The organism is Kitasatospora sp. NPDC004669, from assembly GCF_040609455.1.
In the GTDB taxonomy this organism is placed as follows: domain Bacteria; phylum Actinomycetota; class Actinomycetes; order Streptomycetales; family Streptomycetaceae; genus Kitasatospora.
In genome coordinates this window covers 175,514-201,793 of record NZ_JBEXKB010000005.1, presented here as the reverse complement: position 1 = coordinate 201,793, position 26,280 = coordinate 175,514, and the positions used below count along the sequence as shown (strand labels likewise).

The 26,280-nt window shown below is 72.1% G+C and carries 21 protein-coding genes and 1 tRNA gene; 16 read left to right on the top strand and 6 right to left on the bottom strand.

The window, feature by feature from the left end:
* Positions 1–17: 17 nt before the first annotated feature.
* From ABZW30_RS06910 to ABZW30_RS06900, 3 genes are all read left to right on the top strand, one after another.
* Entirely contained in the window at positions 18–992 is a 975-nt protein-coding gene (locus ABZW30_RS06910; RefSeq protein ID WP_355669966.1) for a DNA methyltransferase, read from the top strand.
* Positions 993–1,577: 585 nt separating this feature from the next.
* Positions 1,578–2,015, top strand: coding sequence for a recombinase family protein (locus ABZW30_RS06905; protein WP_355669965.1), 438 nt, complete (start codon positions 1,578–1,580; stop codon positions 2,013–2,015).
* Between the two features lie 91 nt (positions 2,016–2,106).
* On the top strand, positions 2,107–3,276 hold the full coding sequence (locus ABZW30_RS06900; protein WP_355669964.1) for a recombinase family protein: 1,170 nt from the start codon (positions 2,107–2,109) through the stop codon (positions 3,274–3,276).
* Here the strand turns inward: ABZW30_RS06900 and ABZW30_RS06895 are convergent.
* Positions 3,258–3,342, bottom strand: a tRNA-Leu gene (locus tag ABZW30_RS06895). The genes ABZW30_RS06900 and ABZW30_RS06895 overlap by 19 nt on opposite strands.
* A 291-nt stretch (positions 3,343–3,633) precedes the next feature.
* Here ABZW30_RS06895 and ABZW30_RS06890 point away from each other — a divergent pair.
* From ABZW30_RS06890 to ABZW30_RS06880, 3 genes are all read left to right on the top strand, one after another.
* On the top strand, positions 3,634–4,965 hold the full coding sequence (locus ABZW30_RS06890; RefSeq protein WP_355669963.1) for a M20/M25/M40 family metallo-hydrolase: 1,332 nt from the start codon (positions 3,634–3,636) through the stop codon (positions 4,963–4,965).
* A gap of 248 nt (positions 4,966–5,213) precedes the next feature.
* Positions 5,214–5,459: a chaplin gene (locus ABZW30_RS06885; RefSeq protein ID WP_355669962.1), complete on the top strand. Its 246-nt coding sequence runs from the start codon at positions 5,214–5,216 to the stop codon at positions 5,457–5,459.
* Positions 5,460–5,750: 291 nt separating this feature from the next.
* Complete coding sequence (locus ABZW30_RS06880; RefSeq protein WP_355669961.1) at positions 5,751–6,707, top strand: chaplin family protein; 957 nt, start codon at positions 5,751–5,753, stop codon at positions 6,705–6,707.
* A gap of 131 nt (positions 6,708–6,838) precedes the next feature.
* Here the strand turns inward: ABZW30_RS06880 and ABZW30_RS06875 are convergent, their stop codons facing one another.
* On the bottom strand, positions 6,839–7,048 hold the full coding sequence (locus ABZW30_RS06875) for a DUF5703 family protein (RefSeq protein WP_355669960.1): 210 nt from the start codon (positions 7,046–7,048) through the stop codon (positions 6,839–6,841).
* Between the two features lie 362 nt (positions 7,049–7,410).
* On the opposite strand from ABZW30_RS06875, the gene ABZW30_RS06870 reads away from it, so the two are divergent.
* Entirely contained in the window at positions 7,411–8,010 is a 600-nt protein-coding gene (locus ABZW30_RS06870) for a hypothetical protein (protein WP_355669959.1), read from the top strand.
* A gap of 65 nt (positions 8,011–8,075) precedes the next feature.
* On the opposite strand, the gene ABZW30_RS06865 is transcribed toward ABZW30_RS06870, so the two are convergent.
* Both ABZW30_RS06865 and ABZW30_RS06860 read right to left on the bottom strand, forming a co-directional pair.
* A complete protein-coding gene (locus tag ABZW30_RS06865) occupies positions 8,076–10,244 on the bottom strand; it encodes a helix-hairpin-helix domain-containing protein (protein ID WP_355669958.1) in 2,169 nt (722 codons plus the stop codon).
* Between the two features lie 59 nt (positions 10,245–10,303).
* A complete protein-coding gene (locus tag ABZW30_RS06860; RefSeq protein ID WP_355669957.1) occupies positions 10,304–11,284 on the bottom strand; it encodes an aldo/keto reductase in 981 nt (326 codons plus the stop codon).
* 381 nt (positions 11,285–11,665) lie between these two features.
* Here ABZW30_RS06860 and ABZW30_RS06855 point away from each other — a divergent pair, with 381 nt between their 5' ends.
* The 5 genes from ABZW30_RS06855 to mshC all read left to right on the top strand — a co-directional run bounded on the left by ABZW30_RS06855 (position 11,666) and on the right by mshC (position 16,830).
* Positions 11,666–12,712, top strand: coding sequence for an LLM class F420-dependent oxidoreductase (locus tag ABZW30_RS06855; RefSeq protein ID WP_355669956.1), 1,047 nt, complete (start codon positions 11,666–11,668; stop codon positions 12,710–12,712).
* A 246-nt stretch (positions 12,713–12,958) separates the two neighbouring features.
* Positions 12,959–13,651 carry a histidine phosphatase family protein gene (locus ABZW30_RS06850; RefSeq protein WP_355669955.1) on the top strand — a complete coding sequence of 231 codons (693 nt, stop codon included), beginning with the start codon at positions 12,959–12,961 and terminating at the stop codon, positions 13,649–13,651.
* A gap of 225 nt (positions 13,652–13,876) precedes the next feature.
* The gene (locus ABZW30_RS06845; RefSeq protein ID WP_355670002.1) at positions 13,877–14,443 is read left to right on the top strand and encodes a DUF3090 domain-containing protein; all 567 of its coding nucleotides are present in this window, start codon (positions 13,877–13,879) and stop codon (positions 14,441–14,443) included.
* 56 nt (positions 14,444–14,499) lie between these two features.
* Complete coding sequence (locus ABZW30_RS06840; protein WP_355670001.1) at positions 14,500–15,285, top strand: SCO1664 family protein; 786 nt, start codon at positions 14,500–14,502, stop codon at positions 15,283–15,285.
* Between the two features lie 315 nt (positions 15,286–15,600).
* A complete protein-coding gene (mshC, locus tag ABZW30_RS06835) occupies positions 15,601–16,830 on the top strand; it encodes a cysteine--1-D-myo-inosityl 2-amino-2-deoxy-alpha-D-glucopyranoside ligase (RefSeq protein ID WP_355669954.1) in 1,230 nt (409 codons plus the stop codon).
* A gap of 80 nt (positions 16,831–16,910) precedes the next feature.
* Here mshC and ABZW30_RS06830 read toward each other — a convergent pair whose 3' ends face one another.
* Positions 16,911–17,864 carry a PAC2 family protein gene (locus tag ABZW30_RS06830; protein WP_355669953.1) on the bottom strand — a complete coding sequence of 318 codons (954 nt, stop codon included), beginning with the start codon at positions 17,862–17,864 and terminating at the stop codon, positions 16,911–16,913.
* Between the two features lie 355 nt (positions 17,865–18,219).
* Here ABZW30_RS06830 and ABZW30_RS06825 point away from each other — a divergent pair, with 355 nt between their 5' ends.
* On the top strand, positions 18,220–18,735 hold the full coding sequence (locus ABZW30_RS06825) for an SRPBCC family protein (RefSeq protein WP_355669952.1): 516 nt from the start codon (positions 18,220–18,222) through the stop codon (positions 18,733–18,735).
* 14 nt (positions 18,736–18,749) lie between these two features.
* Here ABZW30_RS06825 and ABZW30_RS06820 read toward each other — a convergent pair whose 3' ends face one another.
* Positions 18,750–19,844, bottom strand: coding sequence for a hypothetical protein (locus tag ABZW30_RS06820; RefSeq protein WP_355669951.1), 1,095 nt, complete (start codon positions 19,842–19,844; stop codon positions 18,750–18,752).
* Between the two features lie 142 nt (positions 19,845–19,986).
* Between ABZW30_RS06820 and metH the strand changes: the two genes are divergently transcribed.
* The 3 genes from metH to ABZW30_RS06805 all read left to right on the top strand — a co-directional run bounded on the left by metH (position 19,987) and on the right by ABZW30_RS06805 (position 26,228).
* On the top strand, positions 19,987–23,496 hold the full coding sequence (gene metH / locus ABZW30_RS06815; RefSeq protein ID WP_355669950.1) for a methionine synthase: 3,510 nt from the start codon (positions 19,987–19,989) through the stop codon (positions 23,494–23,496).
* 154 nt (positions 23,497–23,650) lie between these two features.
* Positions 23,651–24,355 carry an HAD family phosphatase gene (locus ABZW30_RS06810; protein WP_355669949.1) on the top strand — a complete coding sequence of 235 codons (705 nt, stop codon included), beginning with the start codon at positions 23,651–23,653 and terminating at the stop codon, positions 24,353–24,355.
* A 253-nt stretch (positions 24,356–24,608) separates the two neighbouring features.
* The gene (locus tag ABZW30_RS06805) at positions 24,609–26,228 is read left to right on the top strand and encodes an ABC transporter substrate-binding protein (protein WP_355669948.1); all 1,620 of its coding nucleotides are present in this window, start codon (positions 24,609–24,611) and stop codon (positions 26,226–26,228) included.
* The last annotated feature ends 52 nt before the right edge of the window (positions 26,229–26,280 follow it).

The window sequence follows — 26,280 nt, the reverse complement described above, 5'->3', positions numbered from 1 at the left end:
CCACGTGGAGTGCCCGCATGACCACCAGCCCCGACACGAAGCCCGCCGTCACCCCGCCCCGGTCCCCGTCGGCCGCACCCGGCGCGGTGACGCTGGCTCAGCTGCCCACCTCGGTCTGGGTCACCGCACAGAAAGACGCCCGCAACCAGCGCCGTGGCCGCTACAGCCCCGCCTCCGCCGCCCACCCCGCCAAGATGCTCCCGGCCATCGCCTCCCACGCCGTCGCCACCTACACCACCCCTGGCCAGCTCGTTCTCGACCCGATGTGCGGCATCGGCACCACCCTCGTCGAAGCGGTCCACCTCGGCCGCAACGCCCTCGGCGTCGAACTCGAACCCCGCTGGGCCGCCATCGCCCGCGGCAACCTCAACCACGCCCGCGCCCAGGGCGCGAGCGGCCACGCCCGCGTCAAGACCGGCGACGCCCGCCGCACCCACGCCCTCATCGGCTCCGACCAGTACGGCCGGGTGCAGCTCCTGCTCACCTCCCCGCCCTACGGCGCCTCCCTGCACGGCCAGGTCGTCTCCAGCCGCGAGAGCGGCCAGCCCGGAATCGCCAAGTTCGACGGCACCTACGGCGACAACCCCGCCAACCTCGCCCACGCCGCCACCGACGACCTCCTGGAGGCGTTCACCACCGTCCTCACCAGCTGCCTGCCGCTGCTCGCCAACGGCGCGTACGTCGCCGTCACCGCCCGCCCCTGGCGCCACCACGGCGAACTCGTCGACCTGCCCGCCGCCGTCATCGCCGCCGGCCAGGCCGCAGGACTCACCCCCGTCGAGCGCTGCGTCGCCCTACTCGCCGGGATCCGCGACGGACAGCTGGTAGCCCGTCCCTCCTTCTTCCAGCTCAAGAACATCCGCGCCGCCCGCGCGGCCGGGGTCCCGATGCACCTGATCGTCCACGAGGACGTCCTCGTCTTCCGCAAGCGGAAGGCACAGATGACGCGCCGTGAGGAATGGCCGGACGCTGCTCACTGGCAGCCCGCGTAACCATCCTGGACGTCGTCGTCGACGACGGGCCGGGCCGCCCGGCCCGTCGCGCCCCGCGTGGCGGACCGAACTGGCTTCCCCGTGTGACCAGGCTGAGGTCTGGCGGCCCGGAGGCCTCTTGGTGGCCCGGCCCATGCAGCGACCGCTCCTCGATCAGACCAAGGTGTGCATGTATGACTCAACCCGAGCGACATTGCCGGCCCTCTGAGAAGCCGCCGAACCTGAGCGTGCTGCTGCCTGCCGGCGGGCCATCGCTCACACCCGAGGCTGCCGCGCTACTTCTCCGTCTGCTTCGCCGGTACGCCGCCGAGCACGCACCGCCCTTCGTGATGCCGGCCGGACCCGCTTCTCGACACGCTGGATCTCCTCCCTCGTCCGAGTTACGGATGGACGCGTGCGCCGCAGCAGGAATCCCCTGGCGAGCGGCGCCGTGTCACGGTAACGCCGGCCCGCGAAGGAGCACCCACGTTGATGGAGAGCCTGCCTGACAGCATTCCCGTCCCCCGGTGGAAGGTCGGCCTTGCCCGAGCAGTCCCGGTCCGCCAGCGGTCGAGGGACGGACTCAGGTTCGCCTTCTGTGGGCGGGTGTCAACCGAAGACCAGCAGGACCCGGAAGCCTCCCGCGCGTGGCAGCTGACCCGGGCCAGGAACCTCATCGAACCCACCGGCGGTCGGATCACCGCCGAGTACTTCGACGTCGGTCACAGCCGCTCCCTGCCCTGGAAGCGCCGACCCCAGTCCGCCAGCCTGCTGGCCGCCCTCGCCAACCCCGACCGCGGCTTCGACGCCGTCGTCATCGGCGAGCCGCAACGAGCTTTCTACGGCAACCAGTTCGGCAACACCTTCCCACTGTTCACCCACTACGGCGTGCAGTTGTGGGTACCCGAGGTAGGCGGGCCGATCGATCCGGACAACGAGGCCCATGACCTGATCATGTCGGTCTTCGGCGGCATGTCCAAGGGCGAGCGCAACCGCATTCGCGTCCGCGTCCGCTCCTCCATGGGCGCGCAAGGCCCGGCATGAGGGACGCTTCCTCGGCGGTCGCCCCCCGTACGGCTACCGCCTCGTCGACCTCGGCCCGCACCCCAACCCCGCCAAGGCTGCCGACGGCCGCATGCTGCGTGGACTCGAACCAGACCCCGCCGCTGCGCCCGTTGTGCAGCGCATCTACCGCGAATACCTCCTGGGCCTGGGGATCTTCGCGATCGCCGAAGGGCTCACCTCCGACGGCATCCCCTGCCCTTCCGCCCACGACCCGGCCCGCAACTCTCACCGCGGCGGCATCGCCTGGTCCAAGCAGGCGGTCCGGGTCATCCTCACCAACCCGCGCTACACGGGTCATCAGGTCTGGAACAAACAGCGCAAGGACGAGACCCTCATCGACATCGAGGATGTCACCCTCGGCTACGCGACCACCCTGCGGTGGAACACTCGGGACAAGTGGATCGTCTCCGACAAGATCGTTCACCAGCCGCTGGTCGACGACGAGACCTTCGCCCAGGTCCAGGACCTTTTCGCCGCCCGAGTCGGGACCGGAACGGCCCACGTCCAGCACCGCACCCGCCACCTGTATTTGCTACGGGGCGCCCTGCACTGCGGAATCTGTGAGCGGCGTATGCAGGGCCAGCACTCCCGCGAGGACGCCTACTATCGCTGCCGCTTCCCCACCGAGTACGGACTGGCCAACCACGTCCAGCACCCCCGCAACGTCTACCTCCGCGAGTCCTGGATCATCGCGCCGCTCGACCGGTGGATCGGCACCGTTTTCAGCCCCCACCGGCTCTCTGTCACCATCGAAGCCATGGCCAACGCCGTGTCCGGTGATTCCTGCCGAGACCTGGCTCTTGCCGAGCGCGCCCGCGAGGAGATCACCGACTGTGCGGCGAAACTCGCCACCCACCGTGCCGCTCTCGAAGCCGGCGCGGACCCCAAGATCGTCGCTGGCTGGATGGCCGAAACCCAGGCCCGTCAAGCCGCCGCCGAAGCCCGAGTCCGCACTGCGCTGTTTACCGACGCGCAGCCGACCATCGACGAGATCACTGCCCTGGTGCGCCAGTGCTCACAGCTCGCCAGCCTCGTTGCAGACGCCGGACCGGCAGAGAAGAGCGCCATCTACCGGAGCCTGGGGCTTCGGCTGACGTATGACCCGGCGAAAGCCGAAATCCGCGTTGAGGCCCGACCTGGCACCCAGCCCTCGCCTCACCAAGCGCTGGAAACGACAAATCCCCACGGGGCTCTTTCGAGCTCCCGTGGGGATTTGGTCGGTGTCCGAGGGGGGACTTGAACCCCCACGCCCGATAAAGGGCACTAGCACCTCAAGCTAGCGCGTCTGCCATTCCGCCACCCGGACCGGGTGTCGTCCTCGCGGCTTTCGATCTCTCGTCCGTCGCGCTGACAGATGTAACTGTAGCAAAGATCGGCTTGGGCTCCCAAAACGGCTCCGGGCGGGGGAACGGAGCTGGTGGCGGGGGCAAGGGGCGGTCTGTGGCGGCAGCGTGACCAGGGGGTTTCGGGGCCGTGCGGGGGGTGGATCGGGATGGAGGGCTGGGAGAGGATGGGCGGACGTGCTCGTACGGCCCGGGTGCAGGTCCTGGGGGTGGCGCGCTGGTGCGTCGGTGCGGGCCCAAGACGAGGAGTGACCGTGAGCGAGCGGAGCGAGTCGGCGGCGCCGAAGGTGACGGCTGAGTCGGAAGTCGCCGAGATCTGTCGCGATCTGATCCGGATCGACACCAGCAACTACGGGGACGGGTCCGGGCCGGGCGAGCGCAAGGCGGCCGAGTACGTGGCCGAGCAGCTCGCCGAGTTCGGGATCGAGCCGCAGATCTTCGAGTCGGCCAAGGGGCGGGCCTCGACCGTGGTCCGGATCGAGGGCGAGGACCGGTCCCGCCCGGGCCTGCTGATCCACGGCCACACCGACGTGGTGCCGGCCAACGCCGCGGACTGGACGTACGACCCCTTCGGTGGCGAGATCGCGGACGGCTGCGTCTGGGGCCGCGGCGCGGTCGACATGAAGGACATGGACGCGATGACCCTCGCGGTCATCCGCGACCGGCTGCGCACCGGCCGCAAGCCCCCGCGCGACATCGTGCTCGCCTTCCTCGCCGACGAGGAGGCGGGCGGCACCTACGGCGCGCGCTTCCTGGTGGACAAGCACCCGGAGCTGTTCGAGGGCGTGACCGAGGGCATCGGCGAGGTCGGCGGCTTCTCCTTCACGGTCAACGACCAGGTGCGGCTCTACCTGGTGGAGACCGCCGAGAAGGGCATGCACTGGATGCGCCTGACGGTCGAGGGCCGGGCCGGGCACGGTTCGATGGAGAACGACGACAACGCCATCACCGAGCTGTGCGAGGCGGTCGCCCGGCTCGGCCGGCACACGTTCCCGCTGCGGATCACCAAGACCGTCCGCGCCTTCCTGGACGAGCTGTCCGACGCTCTCGGGGTCGAGCTGGATCCGGAGAACATGGACGAGACGCTGCGCGTCCTCGGCGGCATCGCCAAGATGATCGGCACCACGCTGCGCAACACCGCCCAGCCGACCATGCTCGGCGCCGGCTACAAGGTGAACGTGATCCCGGGTCAGGCCACCGCCCACGTGGACGGGCGCTTCCTGCCCGGCTACGAGGAGGAGTTCCTCGCCGAGCTGGACAGTGTGCTCGGCCCGCGCGTGAAGCGGGAGAGCCTGCACTCGGACCGGGCGATCGAGACGAGCTTCGACGGCTCGCTGGTCGACGCGATGCAGACCGCGCTGCGCGCGGAGGACCCGATCGCCCGTGCCGTGCCGTACTGCCTGTCGGGCGGTACGGACGCCAAGTCCTTCCAGGACCTCGGCATCCGCTGCTTCGGTTTCGCGCCGCTGCAGCTGCCGCCGGAGCTGGACTTCGCCGGGATGTTCCACGGCGTGGACGAGCGGGTGCCGGTGGACGGGCTGAAGTTCGGCGTTCGGGTGCTGGACCGCTTCATCGACGCCTGCTGATCAGGCGACTGGGTCGGCCCGCTCCCGGAGTGCCGGGGGCGGGCCGACCGCATTGTCCGAGCGCATGATTGTGGGACGGGCTGATGGAGATCAACAGAAACGGTTCTCCTGTGCAATTCTGCGCCGATTGTCTGTGCGAAGCATCACCGTTGCGAGTGAATGGGAAATCTGTTCCGTACCCCGTTTGCCGCAGTGTCGTTCATTCCTGTGCAGCCCGCCGAACGGGTTGCGTTGTCCATACAGGAGGAATGATGAAGGTCAAGAAGATCGCCGCTGTCGCCGCCGCCACCGGTGGCCTGGTGCTCGCCGCCGCCGGTGTCGCGTCCGCTCACGGCGGTGCCGGCGCCGAGGGTGTGGCCGCGGGCTCTCCGGGTGTCGTCTCGGGCAACCAGGTCCAGATTCCGGTCCACGTCCCGGTGAACCTGTGCGGCAACACCGTCAGCGTGATCGGCGTGCTGAACCCGGCGTTCGGCGACCACTGCGCCAACGTCTGAGTCAACCTCCGGGCCGCCGAGGCCCGTTGAGCCGATTCACCCCGGCCCCCGGGCGGCGGACGCGCCGCATCGGGGGCCTTCGCGCGTCCGGTCGGACGGCGCGGCAAGGCGCTGTGGGCCGTAGTCGCTCGATCGGGTGAAGCCGGTTCGTTCGGCTCAACCTCGCCGTTGGCCTCTCGTTAACTCCTGTGCAGTCGAAGACCTTGCGTGATTTTTGCATGTGCGGAAATTCCGACTTTCACAAGGTTCACGTCAAGATTGCCACGCCGTCTCGAAACGTCAGGGGAAAACATGAGGAATGTAGCCAAGAAGGGGATCCTCACCGCCGTGGCCACCGGCAGCGTGCTGGCCTCCGCCGCCGGCTACGCCTACGCGGGCGCGGAGGCGCAGGGAGGTGCGGCGGGCTCGCCGGGCGTCGCCTCGGGGAACTCGGTACAGGTGCCGGTCGAGGTGCCGATCAACGCGTGCGGCAACACCGTCGACGTGATCGGCCTGCTGAACCCGGCGTACGGCAACCACTGCGCCAATGTCAGCAGCGGCCGCCCCGCGGCCCCGCGGCCCGGCCAGACCGGTCAGCCCGGTGGCGGCACCGGCGGCAACAGCAGCAGCGGCAGTGGCGGCAGCGACAGCTCCAGCAGCGGCGCCGGCCACGGCTCCTCCGCCTCGGGTGCCTCCGCCAGCGGTGTCACGGCCGGCTCGCCCGGTGTGATCTCCGGCAACAGCGTCCAGGCCCCGGTTCACATTCCGATCAACGCCTGCGGCAACTCGGTCGACGCGGCCGGCGTCGGCAACCCCGCCTTCGGCAACTCCTGCGGCAACGTGGCCCAGCCCGCCCCGAAGCCGACCGACCACTGCTCCGAGGGCCACACCCCCTCCACCCCGCCGTCCACCGGCGGCGACACCCCCTGTCCCGGGGGCCACACCCCCTCCACCCCGCCGTCCACCGGCGGCAACACCCCCTCCACCCCGCCGTCCACCGGCGGTGACACCCCCGGTGGCGGGCGCAACGGCGGCCCGGTGACCGGCAGCACTCCGGTCACCCCGGTGAGCAACAACGCCGGCACCCAGGCCGTCCCGGCCGCGGCCCGGACCAGCACTCCGGCCGCCCCCGTCGCCCAGAGCACCGCCGCGGGCGGCCAGCTGGCCTCCACCGGCGCCGGCGGCGTCGAGGTGCTCGGCGCCGCCGGGCTCGCGCTGCTGATCGGCGGCGGTGTGCTCTACCGCCGCGCCCGCGCCGGCGCCCGCTGAGCCCCCCGACCGCTCAGCGGCACCGGTAGTCGAAACGACGTGTCCGCGGCCGCCCGATGAACGGGCGGCCGCGGACACGTGATAGCTGGGCGCGGATCATCCGCGGCTGCGCAGGGCGGAGGCCCCGCCCGTCACCAGTTCCGGACCTGCCGGATGATCCGCCGCTTCAGCCGGACCGTCCGGCTGCCGTCGGGGAACAACCTCAGCCGGTCGAGCTCCCAGTGCCCGTACTCGGCGTGCTCGGTGAGCAGTTGGCGCGCCGCGTTGCGCGTGGTGCCGCGCGGCATACGCAGCGACTGGTACTCGTACTCCGGCTGCCGGACCGGCTTCGGTGGGGTCAAAACGCTCCTCCTGGGGATCACCTGCACGCAAGCCTACGGCCTGCCTCGGACACTCGGCCCGGGTATTTCCGGCCGACCTCCCGTGCGGAAGCGGCGGTTCGACGGCCCGTGACCCGAACGCTCGGCTGACAGTGCATCAGTTCTGTTGCTCCTGTGGAGTGGATACCCCGAACCCGGCGCGCGAAGCGGCACCCGGACGGCCCCGTCGGGCCGGTCGCGCGCCCTCTGCGCTCGGCCCGCGCCGGTCCCGCGGGGGACGGAACGGGATGGATCGGACATCAGGGCGGAAGTTGCGGTGAAATCGCGGGTGTAGGTGACAACCGCTGTGCGTAGCGACACCGTGGGGAGATAGCGTCTGCACCATGTCTGATGCCGCGCAGCCCACCATTGCCGAGGTACGCGCCGCCGCTGAGGCGGTCAAGGCCGCCATCGACCGTCATCTGGAAGCGGTGTCAAGCCCCAACGCAGCTGATGATCCCGCCGTGTCCGCCGCTTACGAGCAGCTCGCCGCGGCGGCCATCGCCTACGACCAACTCCTGTACGAGGTCTACGACGAGGTCACCCCCTTCGAGATCCCCGGGGACGAGGGACCGGGTGGCTACCACGGCCCGGAACAGCCCGAGGCGATCAGCGTGCTGATCCGCCGCGACTACCACGTGGTCGACCCCAAGCGGCTGCGCGCCCAGGCCGAGCGGCTCGACGAGACGCTGACCCCGGGCGGGGCGGGCGGGGTGAACTCCGCGATCGGCGTGCTGTTCGGCGAGTACGAGCCCGACGAGATCGCCGCCCGCAGCGAGGAGTTCGGCCTGGAGGAGGCGGACTCGACGCTCTGGGTCGCGGCGGCCGAGCCGACCGAGCCGGGGGAGTGGCTGCCGGAGCCCTTCGAACACGCCGACCCCCAGCTGCTGATCTGCCGGTTCGACGTGAGCGAGGTCTACGACGACGAGGACCTCGACGACTGACGTGATCCGGTACGGACGAAGGGCGGGCCCGGAAGCACCGGACCCGCCCTTCGTCCGTCGGCCGATCAGTACGCCGACGCCGCGTTCTCCGCGAGGATCGCCCGCAGCCGGGTGGTGCGCGGCTGCGCCGGGCGCTCGGCGACGGCCTGGACGAGCGCCGGGCCCGCCGCGTGCACGACCGAGAGGTGCCGCTCGCCGCGTCCGAAGGCGGTGTAGACCCACTGCCGGGTGAGCGCCGGTCCGGCGTCCTCCGGGAGCACCACCACGGCCCCGGGCCAACGGCGGCCGAGCGCCTGGTGGACCGTCAGCGACCAGCCGTGCCGAAGCCGGGCGGCCTCCGCGGGCGGGACGGTCCGGCGCGAGCCGTCCGGGTACTCCAGGTGCAGACCGGTGGCGTCGCCGTCCAGTACCCGGGCCGAGCGGGTGATCCCGGGCGCGGGGGACTCCACCACCCGGTCGCCCGGGTCGAAGCCGCCGAAGCGGCCGGGGCCGGGGTTCAGCCGGGCCTTGGCAGCGGCGTTCAGCGCACGCGTACCGGCCGGCCCGCCGTGGCCGGGGGTGAGCAGCACCACCTGCTCGGCGGGGATGCCGAGGGCGCGCGGGATGGAGTCGGTGAGCAGCTGGACGGCGCGGTGGACGGCCTCGCCGCCGTCCTTGGCGGTCAGGATGACCACCTCCTTGTCCGGCGCCTCGACCTGCTGCAGCTCGCCGACGCCGACACCGGAGACCAGCTCGCCGATCGGACCGAAGTCCGGGGTGCGGGAGGCGACCGCCGGGCAGACTTTGGCGGCCAGCAGGTCGGCGAAGAACCGGCCGGGGCCGGCGGACCAGAGCTGGCCCGGGTCGCCGCTGAGCACCAGCCGGGTGCCGTCGGCGAGCGACTCCAGCAGGGTGGCGGCGAGTTCGATGTCCAGCAGCGGCGCGTCCAGGACGACCAGGAGGTCCAGGGCGAGCGAGCCGTCGGGGGAGCGGCCGGGGCCGGCCGTACCGGACAGCAGCTCGGCGAGGGTGGCCACCGAGGCCTCCGCCCCGGCGAGCGCGGCGAAGGACTCCCGGCCCTGGTCGGTCCAGGTGGCGGCCCAGGCCCGCAGCCCGAGCCCCCGGGCGGCGGCGAGCAGCGCGGCGGGCTCGGCCCGGGCGGCCTCGCCGCCGGTGTGCAGCACCAGCGCGCTGTCGGCGACGGCCTGGACGAGGGCGGTCGCGGAGGAGGACGGCGCGGCCTCGGCGGCCGCCGCCCAGGCGGTGGGGCCGGGGGCGGCGGGCGCCGCCACGTCCTCGGCTTCGGCGGATTCCGCGGTGTCCGTGTCCGAGCCCGAGCCCGAGCCCGAGTCAGCGTCCGCGTCGGCTTCCTCCCCGGCCTCCGCCTCCCCGGCCTCCGCCTCCCCGGCCTCCGCCTCCTCCGCCTCCCCGGGCTCGACGTCCTCACCCGGTACGAAAGTGGCCATCAGCTGCAGCAGCCCCTCGGCGAGGCTGTCCTCCGCCATCGCCAGCCGCTCCAGCGCGAGCAGCGTCCGGGTCGGTGGCTCGTCGTCCTCGCCGCCCGCCGCCTGCGCCTCGGGCCCGCTCAACTCCTCCTGGAAGGGCAGCACCCGCCCGTCTGCGACGGCGGCCTGGATCGCGGCGGCCGGGTCCGGCATCCGGAGCCGGTCGAGCCCGGCCGTCACCTCGGCCAGCTCCAGCGCCGAGTGCCCGCGCAGCGCCGCCTGCTCCAGCAGCCACGGCACCAGCGCCTGGGCTCGGCGTGGGTCGCCCGGCTCGGCCTCGGGACCGAGCAGCCCGCGGGCGAAGCGGTCCGCGTGCTCGGGGCGGACGCCGGGCAGGCCGAGCACCGCCCACGGGTCCTCGCGCAGCCGTGCGGCGGCCTCGTCGCCGAACTCGGCCACGGCGGCGGCCGCCAACTCGGCCGGGGCACCGCCCGCGGTCAGCACCGCGGCGGCCTCCTGAAGCGCGTCGCCGCGCGGCCCGTCGGGCCCCACGGCCGCCGGAGCGGCGGGAGCTGCCGGAGCGCCCGCGCCCGTAGCCGCTGACGCCTCCACCGGCTTCGAAGCCCCGGGGGCCCCCGGAGCCGAGGGAGCGCCGGAAGCCCGCGGAGCCCCCGAACCCCCGGAGGCCTGCGGCTCCGAGGCCTGCGGCCCGATCCTGCGGATCCGCTCCGCCAGCTCGGCGATCTTCGCCGCCTTGTCGGCCGGCGAGGCCGAGGTCTCCTCCGGAGCGCCGTTCCCCGTGTCACTCATCGTCGTCCGCTCCAAAGGTCACTCCACTGCACGTTCTGCTCGACAACCCGGCCCGGCGGTCACAGCTCGGTCCACCCCTGGTCCGGGTAGCGGTGCACCGGCGACGAGATGTCGTCCAGCGCGCCGCGGATCTCACCCGGAAGCGTAAGCGCCTCCACTGACAGCGCCGCCTGCAGCTGTGCCACCGTCCGCGCCCCGACCAGCGCACTCGCCACCCCGGGCCGGTCCCGGACCCAGGCCAGCGCGACCGCCAGCGGGCTGCTGGCCAGCCCGTCGGCGGCGGTGGCGACGGCGTCCACGATCCGCCGCGAACGCTCCCCGAGGTACGGCTGGACGAACCCGGACAGGTACGCCGAGGCGCCGCGCGAGTCCTGCGGGACGCCGTGCCGGTACTTGCCGGTGAGCACCCCGCGCCCGAGCGGCGAGCCGGCGAGGACGCCGACCCCGGCGTCCAGCGCGGCGGGCAGCGCCTCCCGCTCCATGCCGCGCTGCAGCAGCGAGTACTCCAGCTGCGCCCCGGCCAGCGGCATCCGCCCGTGGTGGGCGCGCTGCCAGGTGGCGGCCTTGGCGAGCTGCCAGCCGCTGAAGTCGCAGACCCCGACGTAGCGGGCGCGGCCGGAGGAGACGGCGATGTCGAGGGCGCTGAGGGTCTCCTCGACCGGGGCCATCGAGTCGAAGGAGTGCACCTGCCACAGGTCCACGTAGTCGGTGCCGAGTCGGTGCAGCGAGGCGTCCAGGGCGGCGAGGAGGTGGCCGCGGGATCCGTCGAAGCGGCGGGTGGACTCGGGGACGCTGCCCGCCTTGGTGGCGATGACGAGTTCGGAGCGGGGGATCAGACTGTCGGTGAGGCGGGAGATCAGGTACTCGGCCCCGCCGTCCGCGTACACGTCGGCGGTGTCGACGAGGTTGCCGCCGGCGTCGACGAACTCCTTGAGCTGCTCGGCGGCCTCGTGCTCGTCGGTGTCGCGGCCCCAGGTCATGGTGCCGAGACCGAGGCGGGAGACCTGCAGGCCAGTGCGGCCGAGGTGACGCTTTTCCATCGGACGGGCCCTCCACTGGCCGATGGCCCCGGTCGCCCCGGAAGCCCTGAAAACGCGCAGGTGGGGAGAGGACTTCCCACGTCGGCTGAGCGTAGCGGCCGGTGTGCGGGCAGGGGCGCCGACCCGCAGAACGATCAGTGACTCGCCCGCTCGCCTCCGGGCCCTCCTGACCCGGCGCCGACGGTGGGCACTCCGTCGCTCCTCCGTCGCTCCTCCGCGTCTCCCTTCCGGTGCCGACAGACCCTTCGTCCCGGACCGGTCCGGTGTGACCCAGGCCACCGCTACCGGCCAGTAGCATGGCCCTCGCGTGCGCGGTTACGCTCGCCGGCGAACCCGCCCGCCCGACTGGCCACCAAGCCCACCGACTGGAAGGTTCGGCACATGCGACTCGGCATCAACCTCGGCTACTGGGGACTCGGCATGGACGCCGACAACATCGAGGTGGCCCAGGAGGCGGACCGGCTCGGCTACTCGGTCTGCTGGGCCGCGGAGGCGTACGGCTCCGACGCCGCGACGGTGCTGAGCTTCGTCGCCGCGAAGACCGAGCGGATCGACGTCGGCTCGGCCATCTTCCAGATCCCGGCCCGTACCCCGGCGATGACCGCGATGACCGCCGCGACCCTGGACACCCTCTCCGGCGGCCGCTTCCGCCTCGGCCTCGGAGTCTCCGGCCCGCAGGTCTCCGAGGGCTGGTACGGCGTGAAGTTCGACAAGCCGCTCGCCCGCACCCGCGAGTACGTGGAGATCATCCGCAAGGCCATGTCCCGCGAGCGCCTGGTGCACGAGGGCGCGCACTGGACGCTGCCGCTGCCCGGCGGCCCGGGCAAGCCGATCAAGCTCACCGTGCACCCGGTGCGCGAGCACATCCCGCTGTACATCGCCGCGATCGGCCCGAAGAACCTGGAGCAGACCGGCGAGATCGCCGACGGCTGGCTCGGCATCTTCTTCGCCCCCGAGCACGCCGCGCTCTCCCTGGACCCGCTGAAGGCCGGGCGCGCCAAGGCCGGCAAGTCCCTGGACGGTTTCGACCTCTGCCCGACCGTCACCATCGCGGTCGGCGAGGACATCAAGGCCGGCGTCGACTCCCAGCGCTCCTACGCCGCGCTCTACATCGGCGGCATGGGCAGCAAGGAGAAGAACTTCTACAACCAGCTCGCCCGGCGGATGGGTTACGAGCGGGAGGCCGACGAGATCCAGGAGAAGTACCTGGCCAAGGACTACGCGGGCGCCGCGGCCGCCGTCCCGCACGACCTGATCGACGCCACCTCGCTGGTCGGCGACACCGCCCGGATCGCCGACCGGATGCAGGCCTACGCCGACGCGGGCGTCACCACGCTCACCCTGGCCCCGTCCGGCTTCACCCTGGACGAGCGGATCCAGGCGCTGCGCACCGGCGTCGAGGCGCTGGAGCGGGCCGGCCTCGCCTGAGCGCGCTCCCGGAGGTTCCGGCGGCACCGCAGCCGGTCGTGCCGCGTCGACCTCTCGGCCATGGGCGGTCGAGCTCGCAGGTAGCGCCCGACCGGCTGTTGGGCGGTCATCCGCCCCTGTCACCGCTACGCCGTGACAGGGGCGCCCGACCGCCGCCCCGCATCCCGTGCAGCAGCGGCCCGGTGGGCGTTGCCCGGTATGCAGCCGCACCCCACGGCGTTGCCCGGAGGCCGTAGGCTAAGCCCCATGCCCACCCTGCTGCTCGTCCGCCACGGCCGTTCGACCGCGAACACCGCTGGAATCCTGGCCGGTTGGACCCCCGGCGTGGACCTGGACGACACCGGGCGCGCGCAAGCCGCCGCGTTGGCCGGGCGTGTGGCCGGGATCCCGCTGGCGCAGGCGGTCAGCAGCCCGCTGGAGCGCTGTCGGCAGACCCTGGAGCCGCTGCTCGCGGCCCGGCCCGAGCTGGCCCCGCCGGCCGAGGACGAGCGGCTGGGGGAGTGCCACTACGGCGAGTGGACCGGCCGCCCGCTGGCCGAGCTGGCCAAGGAGCCGCTCTGGCGCACCGTGCAGGACCACGCGGCCGCCGCCGCCTTCCCCGGCGGTGAGTCGCTGCGCGAGCTGAGCCACCGCACGGTGAGCGCGGTCCGCGAGTGGAACGCGAAGATCGCCGCAGAGCACGGTGAGGACGCGGTCTGGATCGCCTGCTCGCACGGGGACGTGATCAAGGCGGTGGTGGCCGACGCGCTCGGGCTGCACCTGGACCACTTCCAGCGGATCAGTGTCGAGCCCTGCTCCGTCACCGCGATCCGCTACACCCCGCTGCGGCCCTTCGTGCTGAGAATGGGCGACACCGGCGACCTCTCCTCGCTGGCCCCCAAGCCCCACGCCGCCCCGGCCACCCCGGCCGGTGACGCGGTGGTCGGCGGCGCGGCCTGAGCGGCACCCGCCCGAACGCCTGAACAGCGCCCTCACCGGCGGCGGCACCACCCGAACCCACGGGTGCCACCCCGCCGCCGGCCTCCTGCTCGGGTCCCCGGCCGGGGCCCGGAGGTCGTAGGGTGACTGATGAGTGCCTCACAGTCCGACAAGCCCGCCCAGTCCGACAACCCAGCGATCCCCCACGGCGGATCCGCACCGACCGACACGATCCGGAGCGAGAGCGTGCCCCGTCAGGTCTTCTTCTACGACCAGCCCGAACGGTTCGTGGCCGGTACCGTCGGCCAGCCCGGCGCCCGGGCGTTCTACCTGCAGGCCAGCGCCCGGGGCCGGATCACCAGTGTGCTGCTGGAGAAGACCCAGGTCGCCGCACTCGCCGAGCGGATCGAGGAGGTCCTCGACGAGGCCTTGCGGCGCAGCGGCGGAGACACCTCCATCCCGGCCACCGCACCCAAGGACCTGCTCGACACCGCCCCGCTGGACCTGCCGCTGGAGCAGGAGTTCCGGGTCGGCACCATGGCGCTGGCCTGGGACAGCATGGACGGCTGCCTGGTGGTCGAGGCACAGGCGCTGGTCGAGGAGGAGGAAGAGGAGGGCGAGGAGGCCGTCTTCCGCGACGACGAGAACGGCCCGGACATGCTGCGGGTGCGGCTGTCCGGAGCGATGGCCCGGGTGTTCGCCAAGCGCGCGCTGGACCTGGTCGCGGCCGGCCGCAGGCCCTGCCCGTTCTGCAACCTGCCGCTGGACCCGGAGGGTCACCTGTGCCCGCGCGCGAACGGCTACCGGCGCTGAACACCGAGACCCCGCCGCAGGCCGACCCGGCGACGGCCGCCGCCCTCGCCGCCGACGTGCCCACCGCCCTGGCCCTGCTGCGCCAGGGCGAACTGACCGTGCACGGCCGGCTCACCGAGGCCTCCAACGCCGCGCTGTACTGCACGGTCGAGCACGGCTCGCTGAGCGCGCAGGCGGTCTACAAGCCGGTGGCCGGCGAGCGCCCGCTCTGGGACTTCCCGGACGGCACGCTGGCCGGCCGCGAGGTCGCCGCCTACGAGCTGTCCGCCGCGACCGGCTGGGCGCTGATCCCACCCACCGTGCTGCGCGGGGGGCCGCACGGGCCCGGCATGGTGCAGCTGTGGGTCGAGCCGGACCCGCGGGCCGAGCCGTTGCTGGCGCTGCAGGACCCGGACGGCCCGGAGGACGGCTGGCTGCCGATCGTGCGGGCCGAGGTCGAGGGCGGCCGGCTGGCGCTGCTGGTGCACCACGACGACCGGCAGCTGCGCCGGCTGTCCGTGCTGGACGCGGTGCTCAACAACGCCGACCGCAAGGGCGGCCATCTGATCCCCGCCGCCGACGGCCGGGTGTACGGCATCGACCACGGCGTCACCTTCAGCACCGAGGGCAAGCTGCGCACCCTGCTCTGGGGCTGGGCCGGCGACCCGCTGCCCGCCGAGGCGCTGGAGGTGCTGGTCCGGCTGGCCGAGCAGTTGGACGGCGAGCTGGCCGAGCGCCTCGCCCCGCACCTGACCACCGCCGAACTGGACGCCACCCGCGCCCGGGTGGCCGCGCTGCGCAGCTCCGGCACCCACCCGCTGCCCTCCCGGGACTGGCCCGCGATCCCCTGGCCGCCGGTGTAGGAGCGGGACCCGCCGGTGTGGCAGCCCCAACCGCCGGTGGTCTGGACCTGTCGCCGGAATGGGTCGCACACTGCTCCGATGGACGTGCGACGGACCACCCCACCCCCCGATCCACGGGAGGGAGACGGTGCATGCCCACGTCCGGCTCCAGCCGTGTCCCCCGGGCGCCCGCCCGTGCCCGACCCGGAACGTGCTCCATCACCGGAAACGTTGCTTTATCAGTCGGGAAGCGATCAGACAACGACAGGAAGCGAATCCAGTCGATCTTTGTTACTGGTTAGGCTTTCAAATGTTCTCAAGGTTAAAGTCGATCCCATGCATGCCTGGCCCGCCTCCGAGGTTCCCGCCCTGCCTGGTCAGGGGCTTCCCCTTCGTATCTTCGACACCGCAGCGGGCAAGGTCCGCGAGGTCGTGCCGCAGGACGGCACCGCCCGGATCTACGTCTGCGGCATCACTCCCTACGACGCGACCCACATGGGTCACGCCGCCACCTACAACGCGTTCGACCTGGTGCAGCGCGTCTGGAAGGACGCCGGCCACGACGTCCTCTACATCCAGAACGTGACCGACGTGGACGACCCGCTGCTCCAGCGCGCGGTCGAGACCGGCCAGGACTGGGTGGCCCTGGCCGAGCGCGAGACGGCCCTGTTCCGCGAGGACATGACCGCCCTGCGGCTGCTCCCGCCGGCCCACTACATCGGCGCCGTCGAGTCGATCCCGTGGATCGTTCCGATCGTCCAGAAGCTGCTGGCCTCCGGCGCCGCTTACAAGGTGGACGAGGACATCTACTTCTCGGTCGACTCCGACCCGCACTTCGGCGAGGTCTCCGGCCTCACCCGGGAGGCCATGCGCCCGGTGTTCGCCGAGCGCGGCGGCGACCCGGACCGCCCCGGCAAGCGCAACCCGCTGGACGCCCTGCTCTGGCTGGCCGCCCGCCCGGGCGAGCCCGCCTGGGACACCGAGCTCGGCCACGGCCGCCCCGGCTGGCACATCGAGTGCGTGGCGATCGCGCTGCAGTACCTGGGCATGACCTTCGACATCCAGGGGGGCGGCAGCGACCTGTCCTTCCCGCACCACGAGATGGGCGCCGCGCACGCCCAGGTCGCCACCGGCTCCCACCCGTACGCCAGGGCTTACGTGCACGCCGGCATGGTCGCCCTGGACGGCCAGAAGATGTCCAAGTCCCGCGGCAACCTGGTCTTCGTCTCCGCCCTGCGCCGCGAGGGCGTCGACCCGGCGGCGATCCGCCTGGCGCTGCTCTCGCACCACTACCGCGCGGACTGGGAGTGGACCAAGGGCATCCTGGACGAGGCCGTGGAGCGCCTCGCCCGCTGGCGGGCCGCGGTCTCCCGCCCGGACGGCCCGTCGGCCGAGCAGCTGCTCGCCGAGGTCCGCACCGCGCTCGCGAACGACCTGGACGCGCCCGCCGCGCTGGCCGCGGTGGACCGTTGGGCCGCGCAGCAGGAGGGCGAGGGAGGCACCGACGCCGGCGCGCCCGGCCTGGTCACCCGCACCGTGGACGCCCTGCTCGGCGTCGCGCTCTGAGTACCGCGAAGGGGCGTCAGGACCAGGTGTCCTGACGCCCCTTCGGCGTACCGCTGCTCCGGCGGCCCCGAGGAGAAGGGCTACTCCTCCTCGGGCCCGTCCTGGCTCTCCCGGGCCGCGCCCGGCGCCTCCGGCTCGGCCGGCCGCTCGGCCGTCGCGTGTCCGGACACCGGCTTCTCGCCGGTCGGACCGACGTTCTCCCGGCGGCGCAGGTAGCGCTCGAACTCGCGCGCGATGGCGTCCCCGGAGGCCTCCGGCAGCTCCGCGGTGTCCTGCGCCTCCTCCAGCTGCTGGACGTACTCGGCCACCTCGCTGTCCTCGGCGGCCAACTGGTCCACGCCCAGCTGCCAGGCCCGGGCGTCCTCGCCGAGCTCGCCCGGCGGGATGCGCAGGTCCAGCAGGTCCTCCAGCTTGTTGATCAGCGCCAGGGTGGCCTTGGGGTTGGGCGGCTGCGCGACGTAGTGCGGCACCGCCGCCCAGAGCGTCACGGCGGGCACCCCGGCGTGGGTGCAGGCCTCCTGGAGCACCCCGACGATCCCGGTCGGGCCCTCGTACCGGCTCTCCTCCAGGTCCAGTCGGCGGGCCAGCTCGGGATCGGAGGTGACCCCGCTGACCGGAACCGGGCGGCTGTGCGGGGTGTCGCCGAGCAGCGCGCCCAGGATCACCACCAGCTCGACGCCCAGCTCGTGCGCGAAGCCGAGCAGCTCGTTGCAGAACGAGCGCCAGCGCATGCTCGGCTCGATGCCGCGGACCAGCACCACGTCCCGGGTCACCGGCTCGGTCACCCGGATCACCGACAGCCGGGTGGTCGGCCAGGTGATCCGTCGGATGCCGCCGTCCAGCCAGATGGTGGGCCGGTTGACCTGGAAGTCGTAGTAGTCCTCCGCGTCCAGGGCGGCGAACACCTTGCCGCCCCAGGTGTCGTCCAGATGCGCCAGAGCCGTGGAGGCGGCGTCGCCCGCGTCGTTCCACCCCTCGAAGGCGCAGACCATCACCGGGTCGATCAACTCGGGAACATCTTCCAGCTCGATCACCCAGCGTCTCCCTCCGGTCGGCGGTCGGACCGGCACCGCTCCGGCTGGCCTGCCGGGGCGCCGACGGGCCGGCTGCCGCCTGTCGAACCTCTCGTCTCCCATGGAGCGCGTCGCTCCATGGTCCCTACCTGCCCAGCCTACGGGCTTTGATGCGCATGGCGGCCGGGCACCGGGACAGTCTGGGGGAGCGGACGGCCGTGATCCAGCGGATATCCGGGCGCCGTCGGCTGACGGTGCGTCAGGCGACTCGGTGCGGACGGACGGTGCCCGACCTGCGACGCAGCGCGACGTAGTGCCCGCCGGGCGCGGCGGCGCGATGATGAGGAACAGGGGACCGGGCGGAAGAGGCGGACCGATGAACCGATGGCTGTGGATCGGCGCGGGCGCGGCGGCGCTGGCCGGGGCCGCGCTGGTGACGGCGGACCGGGCCGGGCGCCGGCTGCCCGTGGAGCACATCGCCGAGGGCGGTCTGGAGCTCGCCCAGGCGCCCGGCGCGGTCTGGGACGTGCTGACCGACATCGAACTCTTCCCGGCCTGGCGCCCCGGCCTCACCCATGTCGAGCGACTGCCCGCCGGGGCCGGCGGCCGCCCGCGCTGGCGCGAGTACGACCGGCACGGGCACACCACCTACGAGGTGGTGGCCAGCGAGGCCCCGCACCGCCTGGTGACCGGCATCGCCGACCCGGACCTGCCGTACGGCGGCACCTGGACGTACGTGCTGACCCCGGCCGGGCCCGGCTGCTCGCTGACCGTCACCGAGCGCGGCGAAATCCGCAAGCCGCTCCATCGGGCCGTCGGGCACTACCTGACCGGCGAGGACGCCACCGTCCACCGCTACCTGGGTGCCCTGGCCCACCGGCTGGCCGCCTAGGGCACGCCCCGAAACTACGAGACGTCCACCCAGCCGCTCCGGTACGCCGCCCAGTGCTCGGGCGTCGAGGCGAAGTCCACGTAGAGCGCGACGCCGAAGTCGGCCCGCTGCGGGTCCTGGCGGCCCAGGCCGAGTCGGACGCCCCGGACCGCCGCCGGGACGGTCTCCGCGGCACCCCGGTGGCCCCACTTGTCGTCCCAGAAGAACGGCAGGCCCATCAGCAGGTCGACGTTCGAGGGGGTGGCCTTCAGTGCCAGTTCGGTCTGCAGCGCGACGTAGCCGCCGAACAGCGGCTCGGTCGGCATCGAGGTGTCGTAGGTCATCACCGCGATCTGGTCGACCCGGCGGGCGGTCTCCCGGAAGTAGGCCTGGTCCCACCACTTGCCGTGGTCGGTGAGCAGGATGCCGGCGGTGTGCAGGCCGGGGACCGGGTCGATCTGCGGGGCCGCCACCGAGAGCTTGGCGCCGTGCGCCGCCGTCACCGGGTGGACCTCGTCGAGCAGGGCCAGCCAGCCGGCCGTGCCGGGGCGGATCGGCTCCATGTCGAAGTGCACGCCGTCGAAGCCCTGGTCCAGCACCTGGCCGGCCGAGGCGGTGATCCGGTCCCGGGTGGGCGCGTCGTCCAGGTCCAGGCCGTCCTTCTCCGGCTTGACCTCGTCGCCCAGCCAGCCCTGCAGCCGGACGCCCGGCAGCACCCGGTGCGCGGTCTCGGTGAACCAGCGGGCCTTGGGGTGGACGGACGGCGGCAGTGAGCCGTCGTGCTCCAGCGGGCCGGTGTGGACGTAGAGGTCGTGCACGCCGGTTCCGGCCAGCTGTCGGGCCAGTGCCTCGACGTCCGCCTCGGTCTTGCGGCCGTCCACCCAGGCGTGGCCGAGCCAGACGGCGTCCCGGCCGCGGGTGCGGGCCTCGGCGGACGGTTCACCCGAGTAGTGCAGTCGGATCGAGACGAGGACCGTGCCCAGCGCGGCGACCGGTATCGCCACCACCAGCCCCAGCGCCAGCAGGGCCCGGCGCCACCGGGACCAGCGTCTCCACCGGTCGCGCAGTGCCCGCGGTGGGGCCGCCAGGGCCCGGCCGATGTGTCGTGCGGTGGTGCGGAACCTGGTCACGCGCTTGATCCCCCCTCGAGCCGAGCGCTCAGGATACGGAATGGGCCCGCAGGTCTGGCCGACGGCCGGATACGCTGGCCGGGTGCGGGCCCGACCAAGCGGGCTCGCAAAGCCGACAGCCGTCGCACCAGGGAGAAGCCCCATGGCCACTGCAGCCGAACCGTCCATCACTCAGCAGAGCCGCGCGAACGCGCTGCGCGAAGCGCTTGCCACCCGGGTGGTGGTCGCCGACGGTGCGATGGGCACCATGCTCCAGGCACAGGACCCCACGCTGGAGGACTTCCAGAACCTCGAAGGCTGCAACGAGGTCCTCAACATCACCCGGCCCGACATCGTCCGCTCCGTCCACGAGGCCTACTTCGGGGTGGGCGTGGACTGCGTCGAGACCAACACCTTCGGCGCCAACTTCGCCGCGCTGGGCGAGTACGAGATCTCCGACCGCATCTTCGAGCTGTCCGAGGCCGGTGCCCGGATCGCCCGCGAGGTGGCCGACGCCCACGCCACCGACGGCCGCACCCGCTGGGTGCTGGGCTCGATCGGCCCCGGCACCAAGCTGCCGACCCTCGGCCACGCCCCGTACGAGACGCTGCGCGACGGCTTCCAGCAGAACGCGGCCGGCCTGATCGCCGGCGGCGCCGACGCGCTGCTGGTGGAGACCAGCCAGGACCTGCTGCAGACCAAGGCGGCGATCCTCGGCTCCAAGCGCGCCCTGGCCGAGGCCGGACTGGACCTGCCGGTGCTGGTGCAGGTGACCGTGGAGACCACCGGCACCATGCTGCTGGGCTCCGAGATCGGCGCCGCGCTGACCGCGCTGGAGCCGCTCGGCGTCGACTACATCGGCCTGAACTGCGCCACCGGCCCGGCCGAGATGAGCGAGCACCTGCGCTACCTGGCCAAGAACGCCCGGATCGGCCTGTCCTGCATGCCGAACGCGGGTCTGCCGGTGCTCGGCAAGGACGGCGCCCACTACCCGCTCTCCCCGGCCGAGCTGGCCGAGGCGCACGACGTCTTCACCCGCGAGTACGGCCTCTCGCTGGTCGGCGGCTGCTGCGGCACCACCCCCGAGCACCTGCGCCAGGTGGTCGAGCGGGTCCAGGGCCGCCCGATCGCCCCGCGCGATCCGCGGCCGGAGCCCTCGGCCGCCTCGCTCTACCAGGCGGTGCCGTTCCGCCAGGACACCTCGTACCTGGCGATCGGCGAGCGCACCAACGCCAACGGCTCGAAGAAGTTCCGCGAGTCGATGCTGGCCGGTGACTGGCAGGCCTGCGTGGAGATCGCCCGCGACCAGATCCGGGACGGCTCCCACCTGCTGGACCTGTGCGTGGACTACGTCGGCCGCGACGGCGTCGCCGACATGAAGGAGATCGCGGGCCGGCTGGCCACCGCCTCGACCCTGCCGATCGTGCTGGACTCCACCGAGCCGCCCGTGCTGCGGGCCGGCCTGGAGGCGCTCGGCGGCCGCGCGGTGCTCAACTCGGTGAACTACGAGGACGGCAACGCCCCCGACTCGCGCTTCGGCAAGATCGCCTCGCTGGCCCGGGAGCACGGCGCCGGCCTGATCGCGCTGACCATCGACGAGGAGGGCCAGGCCCGCACCGCCGACAAGAAGGTCGAGATCGCCGAGCGGCTGATCGCCGAACTCACCGCCGACTACGGCATCGACGAGGGCTCGATCCTGGTCGACTGCCTCACCTTCACCCTGGCCACCGGCCAGGAGGAGTCCCGCCGGGACGGCATCGAGACCATCGAGGCGATCCGCGAGCTCAAGCGCCGCCGCCCGAAGGTGCAGACCACCCTCGGCCTGTCCAACATCTCCTTCGGCCTCAACCCGGCCGCCCGCGTGGTGCTCAACTCGGTCTTCCTGCACGAGTGCGTGGAGGCCGGCCTGGACTCGGCGATCGTGCACGCCTCCAAGATCCTGCCGATCTCCCGGATCCCCGAGGACCAGCGCGAGGCCGCCCTCGACCTGGTCTACGACCGCCGCCGGGACGGCTACGACCCGCTGCAGCGCCTGCTGGAGCTGTTCGAGGGCGTCTCCGCCGCCTCGGTCAAGGCCTCCAAGGCCGAGGAGCTGGCAGCGCTCCCGCTGGAGGAGCGGCTGCAGCGCCGGATCATCGACGGCGAGCGGGCCGGCCTGGAGGCCGACCTCGACGAGGCGCTGGCCGAGCGCCCGGCGCTGGAGATCATCAACGACACCCTGCTGGCCGGCATGAAGGTGGTCGGTGAGCTCTTCGGCTCCGGCCAGATGCAGCTGCCGTTCGTGCTCCAGTCCGCCGAGGTGATGAAGACCGCGGTGGCCCACCTGGAGCCGCACATGGAGAAGTCCGACAGCGAGGGCAAGGGCACCATCGTGCTGGCCACCGTCAAGGGTGACGTCCACGACATCGGCAAGAACCTGGTCGACATCATCCTGTCGAACAACGGCTACAACGTGATCAACCTGGGCATCAAGCAGCCGGTCTCGGCGATCCTGGACGCCGCGCAGGAGCACAACGCGGACGTGATCGGCATGTCCGGCCTGCTGGTGAAGTCCACCGTGATCATGAAGGAGAACCTGGAGGAGCTGAACCAGCGCAAGCTGGCCTCGTCCTACCCGGTGATCCTCGGCGGCGCCGCCCTCACCCGCGCCTACGTCGAGCAGGACCTCCATGAGGTGTACGAGGGCGAGGTCCGCTACGCCCGGGACGCCTTCGAGGGACTGCGGCTGATGGACGTGCTGATCGCGGTCAAGCGCGGTGTGCCCGGCGCGGCCCTGCCGGAGCTCAAGCAGCGCCGGCACGCCCGGGTCGAGGTGGAGGAGCCGGAGCCCGAGGTCAACCTCGGCCAGATCCGCTCCGACGTCACCGTCGACAACACCGTGCCCACCCCGCCGTTCTGGGGTGACCGGATCGTCAAGGGCATCCCGTTCGCCGACTACGCCTCCTGGCTGGACGAGGACGCGCTGTTCAAGGGCCAGTGGGGGCTGAAGGCCTCGCGCAACGGCGACGGCCCGTCCTACGAGGAACTGGTGGAGACCGAGGGCCGGCCGCGGCTGCGGGCTTGGCTGGACCGGCTGCAGACCGAGGGCTGGCTGGAGGCGGCCGTGGTCTACGGCTACTACCCGGCCAACTCCAAGGGCGACGACCTGATCGTCTTCCACGAGGACGGCACCGAGCGGACCCGCTTCACCTTCCCCCGCCAGCGCCGCGGCCGCCGGCTCTGCCTGGCGGACTTCTTCCGCCCGGAGGAGTCCGGCGTGCGGGACGTGGTCGGCCTGCAGGTGGTCACCATGGGCAACCGGATCTCGGAGGCGGCCAACGAGCTGTTCGCCGGGAACTCCTACCGCGACTACCTGGAGCTGCACGGCCTCTCGGTGCAGCTGGCCGAGGCGCTGGCCGAGTTCTGGCACGCCCGGGTCCGCTACGAGCTGGGCTTCTCCGGTGAGGACCCGCAGGACGTCAAGGACATGTTCGCGCTCAAGTACCGGGGCGCCCGCTTCTCCCTCGGCTACGGGGCCTGCCCCGAGCTGGAGGACCGCGCCAAGATCGCCGAGCTGCTGAAGCCCGAGCGGATCGGCGTGGTGCTCTCCGAGGAGTTCCAGCTGCACCCGGAGCAGTCCACCGACGCGATCGTGATCCACCACCCGGAGGCGAAGTACTTCAACGCGCGGTAGTCCAGACGTCCCTCTCCGTTCGCTCTTTTCCGGCGAACCGGGCGTATCCTTGATGATCCTGAACGGGCCGGTCCGCTCACCAGCGGGCCGGCCTGTGCCATCCCCGCAGGACGTCCAGGGACGCTCCGCGGGGTACCCGACGGAAGGACCCACCATGACCGCCAGCTCTACCGCCGCCCTGGCGCTCGACCACGGGGACGACCGCGGCCTGCAGGCGGTGCTGCTGGACATGGACGGCACGCTGGTGGACACCGAGGACTTCTGGTGGCAGGCCGAGGTCACGCTCTTCGCCGAGCTGGGCCACCAGCTGGACGAGCGGGACCGCGCCCATGTGGTCGGCGGCCCGATGACCCGGGTGATGGACTACCTGGTCGCCCGGACCGGGGTGGACATCGCCCCGGCCGACCTGGGGGTGCTGGTCAACCAGCGCTTCGTCGACCTGCTGGCCGGCGGGGTGCCGCTGATGCCGGGCGCCGAGCGGCTGCTCAACACCCTTGCCGCGCACGGCATCCCGGCCGCCCTGGTGTCCGCCTCGCACCGGCACGTGATCGACATCGTGCTGCGCTCGCTGGGCGCCGAGCGCTTCGCCTTCACCATCGGCGGGGACGAGGTGCCGCGCACCAAGCCGTTCCCCGACCCGTACCTGGAGGCGGCCCGCCGGCTGGGCGCGGAGCCTGCCCGCTGTGTGGTCGTCGAGGACACCCCGACCGGGGTGCGGGCGGGCGAGGCGGCCGGCTGCCCGGTGATCGCGGTGCCCTCGGTGGCGCCGATCGAGTCGGCCCCCGGGCGGCTGGTGCTGCCCTCGCTGGAGCAGGTGGACCTCGAACTGCTGCGCTCGCTGGTCGCCTCGCGGGTGTGACCGGGCCCAGGGGTGAGCCCCAGCCTGATGTGATTGTCATCTCATTGTGGCCAATGGCTACTCGCGGGTAAGGGCTCTGGCGGGTCCGTCGCCGGTGGTCACTCGGGGAGAAAACGGGCATTGACTGACAACTCGTCGAGCGTGCCGTGGTGCCCCGAACCGCCGTGTCCCAAACGTCATCTGCGCGGGTATCGGTCGTACGTGTTCGATATGGCACGCTACTCGGGTTCGTGCCACCGAGAAGGACGCTCCCGTGAAGACTTCAGCTGAACGCCTGGCAGTACTCGGCTGTGCCGGTCTGGTCGCCGTGACGGTGGCCGGCTGCGGATCGGTCACCGACGCCGTTAAGGGGGACAGCGGCGGCAAGTCGATCACCATGGGTACCCGGGGCCTCACCAGCGTCCTGGACCCGGCCGGCGCCTACGACTCCGGCGCTTGGCTGCTGCTGCACAACACCTACCAGTCGCTGCTCGCCTTCCCCGCCGCCGCCAGCAACCCGGCCCCGGACGCCGCGCAGTCCTGCGAGTTCACCAGCGGCGACGCCACCCAGTACCACTGCGTGCTCCGCCCCGGCCAGAAGTTCTCCAACGGCCATCCGCTCACCGCCGCCGACGTCGTGTACTCGATCGAGCGCACCAAGAAGATCAAGGACCCGAACGGCCCGTCCGGCCTGCTGGACACGATCAAGTCGGTTGAGGCCAAGGGCGACAACGAGGTGGTCTTCCAGCTCTCCACGGCCGACGCGACCCTGCCGGCCAAGCTGGCGACCCCGGCCGGCGCCATCGTGGACCACCAGGTCTACCCCGCCGACAAGCTGCTCGACAACGACAAGATCGTCGGTTCCGGGCCGTACAAGTTCGACTCGATCGAGACCATGACCCCCGAAGGCGGCGGCGCCAAGGTCCTCGCCAAGGTCGTCCTGACCCCCAACGACAAGTACACCGGTGACGCCAAGCTGCAGAACAGCAAGTTCACCGTGCGGTACTTCGACAAGCCCGGCGACCTGAAGGACGCGCTGGACAAGGGGGGCGTCGACCTCACCGACAACAGCCTGGAGCCCAACACCGCGGCTCAGCTCCTCTCCGACCAGCAGGGCGGCAAGACCGACCTCAACGTCGTCGAGGGTGAGAGCTCCGACACCACCTCCATCGCCTTCAACACCAAGGACGCGACCACCGGCAACACCGCGGTCCGTCAGGCCGTGGCCCAGCTGATCGACCGCAAGGCGCTCGCCCGCGACGTCTTCGCGCGTACCGTCCAGCCGCTGTACTCGATGGTCCCGACCGGGGTCACCGGCCACAACACCGCCTTCTACGACAAGTACGGCGACCAGGACGTCAACAAGGCCAAGGCGTACCTCACCGCCGCCAAGGTCTCCCTGCCGGTCAAGCTCACCCTGGCCTCGGGGCGTTCGCGCACCGGCAACGCCGAGATCGACACGCTGAAGAAGCAGTTGGAGGCCGGCGGCCTCTTCCAGGTGACGACCCAGGTGGAGTCCGACCCGGCCGCCTACCAGAAGGGCTTCAGCGAGGGCAAGTACCAGGCGTACATCGTCGGCTGGTCCGCGGACTACCCGGACCCGGACAACTACATCGGCCCGCTGGTCACCGACGGCAGCATCTTCCACACCGGCTGGGACGACCAGCGGATCAGCCAGAAGTTGCTCCCGGAGGGGCTCAAGCAGGCCGACCGCAGTGCCGCGGCCGCGACCTACAACCAGGTCCAGACCATCCTCGTCGACAACGTGCCGATGGTCCCGCTGTTCCAGAACAAGGCCTTCTACGCCGCGAAGTCGTACGTCACCGGCGTCGAGTCGACCGTCGACTCCACCGGCGTGTTCCGCTTCTGGGACATCGGGCGTACCACCAAGTAGTGCGCCCCTGACGGTGGCCCGTTCGTTTCCCCCACCGAGGCGGGGGAAACGA

Excerpts from the sequence above, each read along its gene's own strand:
- ABZW30_RS06910 (WP_355669966.1), top strand. The coding sequence starts at position 18 with ATGACCACCAGCCCCGACACGAAGCCCGCCGTCACCCCGCCCCGGTCC.
- ABZW30_RS06900 (WP_355669964.1), top strand. The coding sequence starts at position 2,107 with ATGCTGCGTGGACTCGAACCAGACCCCGCCGCTGCGCCCGTTGTGCAG.
- ABZW30_RS06885 (WP_355669962.1), top strand. The coding sequence starts at position 5,214 with ATGATGAAGGTCAAGAAGATCGCCGCTGTCGCCGCCGCCACCGGTGGC.
- ABZW30_RS06880 (WP_355669961.1), top strand. The coding sequence starts at position 5,751 with ATGAGGAATGTAGCCAAGAAGGGGATCCTCACCGCCGTGGCCACCGGC.
- ABZW30_RS06870 (WP_355669959.1), top strand. The coding sequence starts at position 7,411 with ATGTCTGATGCCGCGCAGCCCACCATTGCCGAGGTACGCGCCGCCGCT.
- ABZW30_RS06865 (WP_355669958.1), bottom strand. The coding sequence starts at position 10,244 with ATGAGTGACACGGGGAACGGCGCTCCGGAGGAGACCTCGGCCTCGCCG.
- ABZW30_RS06860 (WP_355669957.1), bottom strand. The coding sequence starts at position 11,284 with ATGGAAAAGCGTCACCTCGGCCGCACTGGCCTGCAGGTCTCCCGCCTC.
- ABZW30_RS06855 (WP_355669956.1), top strand. The coding sequence starts at position 11,666 with ATGCGACTCGGCATCAACCTCGGCTACTGGGGACTCGGCATGGACGCC.
- ABZW30_RS06850 (WP_355669955.1), top strand. The coding sequence starts at position 12,959 with ATGCCCACCCTGCTGCTCGTCCGCCACGGCCGTTCGACCGCGAACACC.
- mshC (WP_355669954.1), top strand. The coding sequence starts at position 15,601 with ATGCATGCCTGGCCCGCCTCCGAGGTTCCCGCCCTGCCTGGTCAGGGG.
- ABZW30_RS06825 (WP_355669952.1), top strand. The coding sequence starts at position 18,220 with ATGAACCGATGGCTGTGGATCGGCGCGGGCGCGGCGGCGCTGGCCGGG.
- metH (WP_355669950.1), top strand. The coding sequence starts at position 19,987 with ATGGCCACTGCAGCCGAACCGTCCATCACTCAGCAGAGCCGCGCGAAC.
- ABZW30_RS06810 (WP_355669949.1), top strand. The coding sequence starts at position 23,651 with ATGACCGCCAGCTCTACCGCCGCCCTGGCGCTCGACCACGGGGACGAC.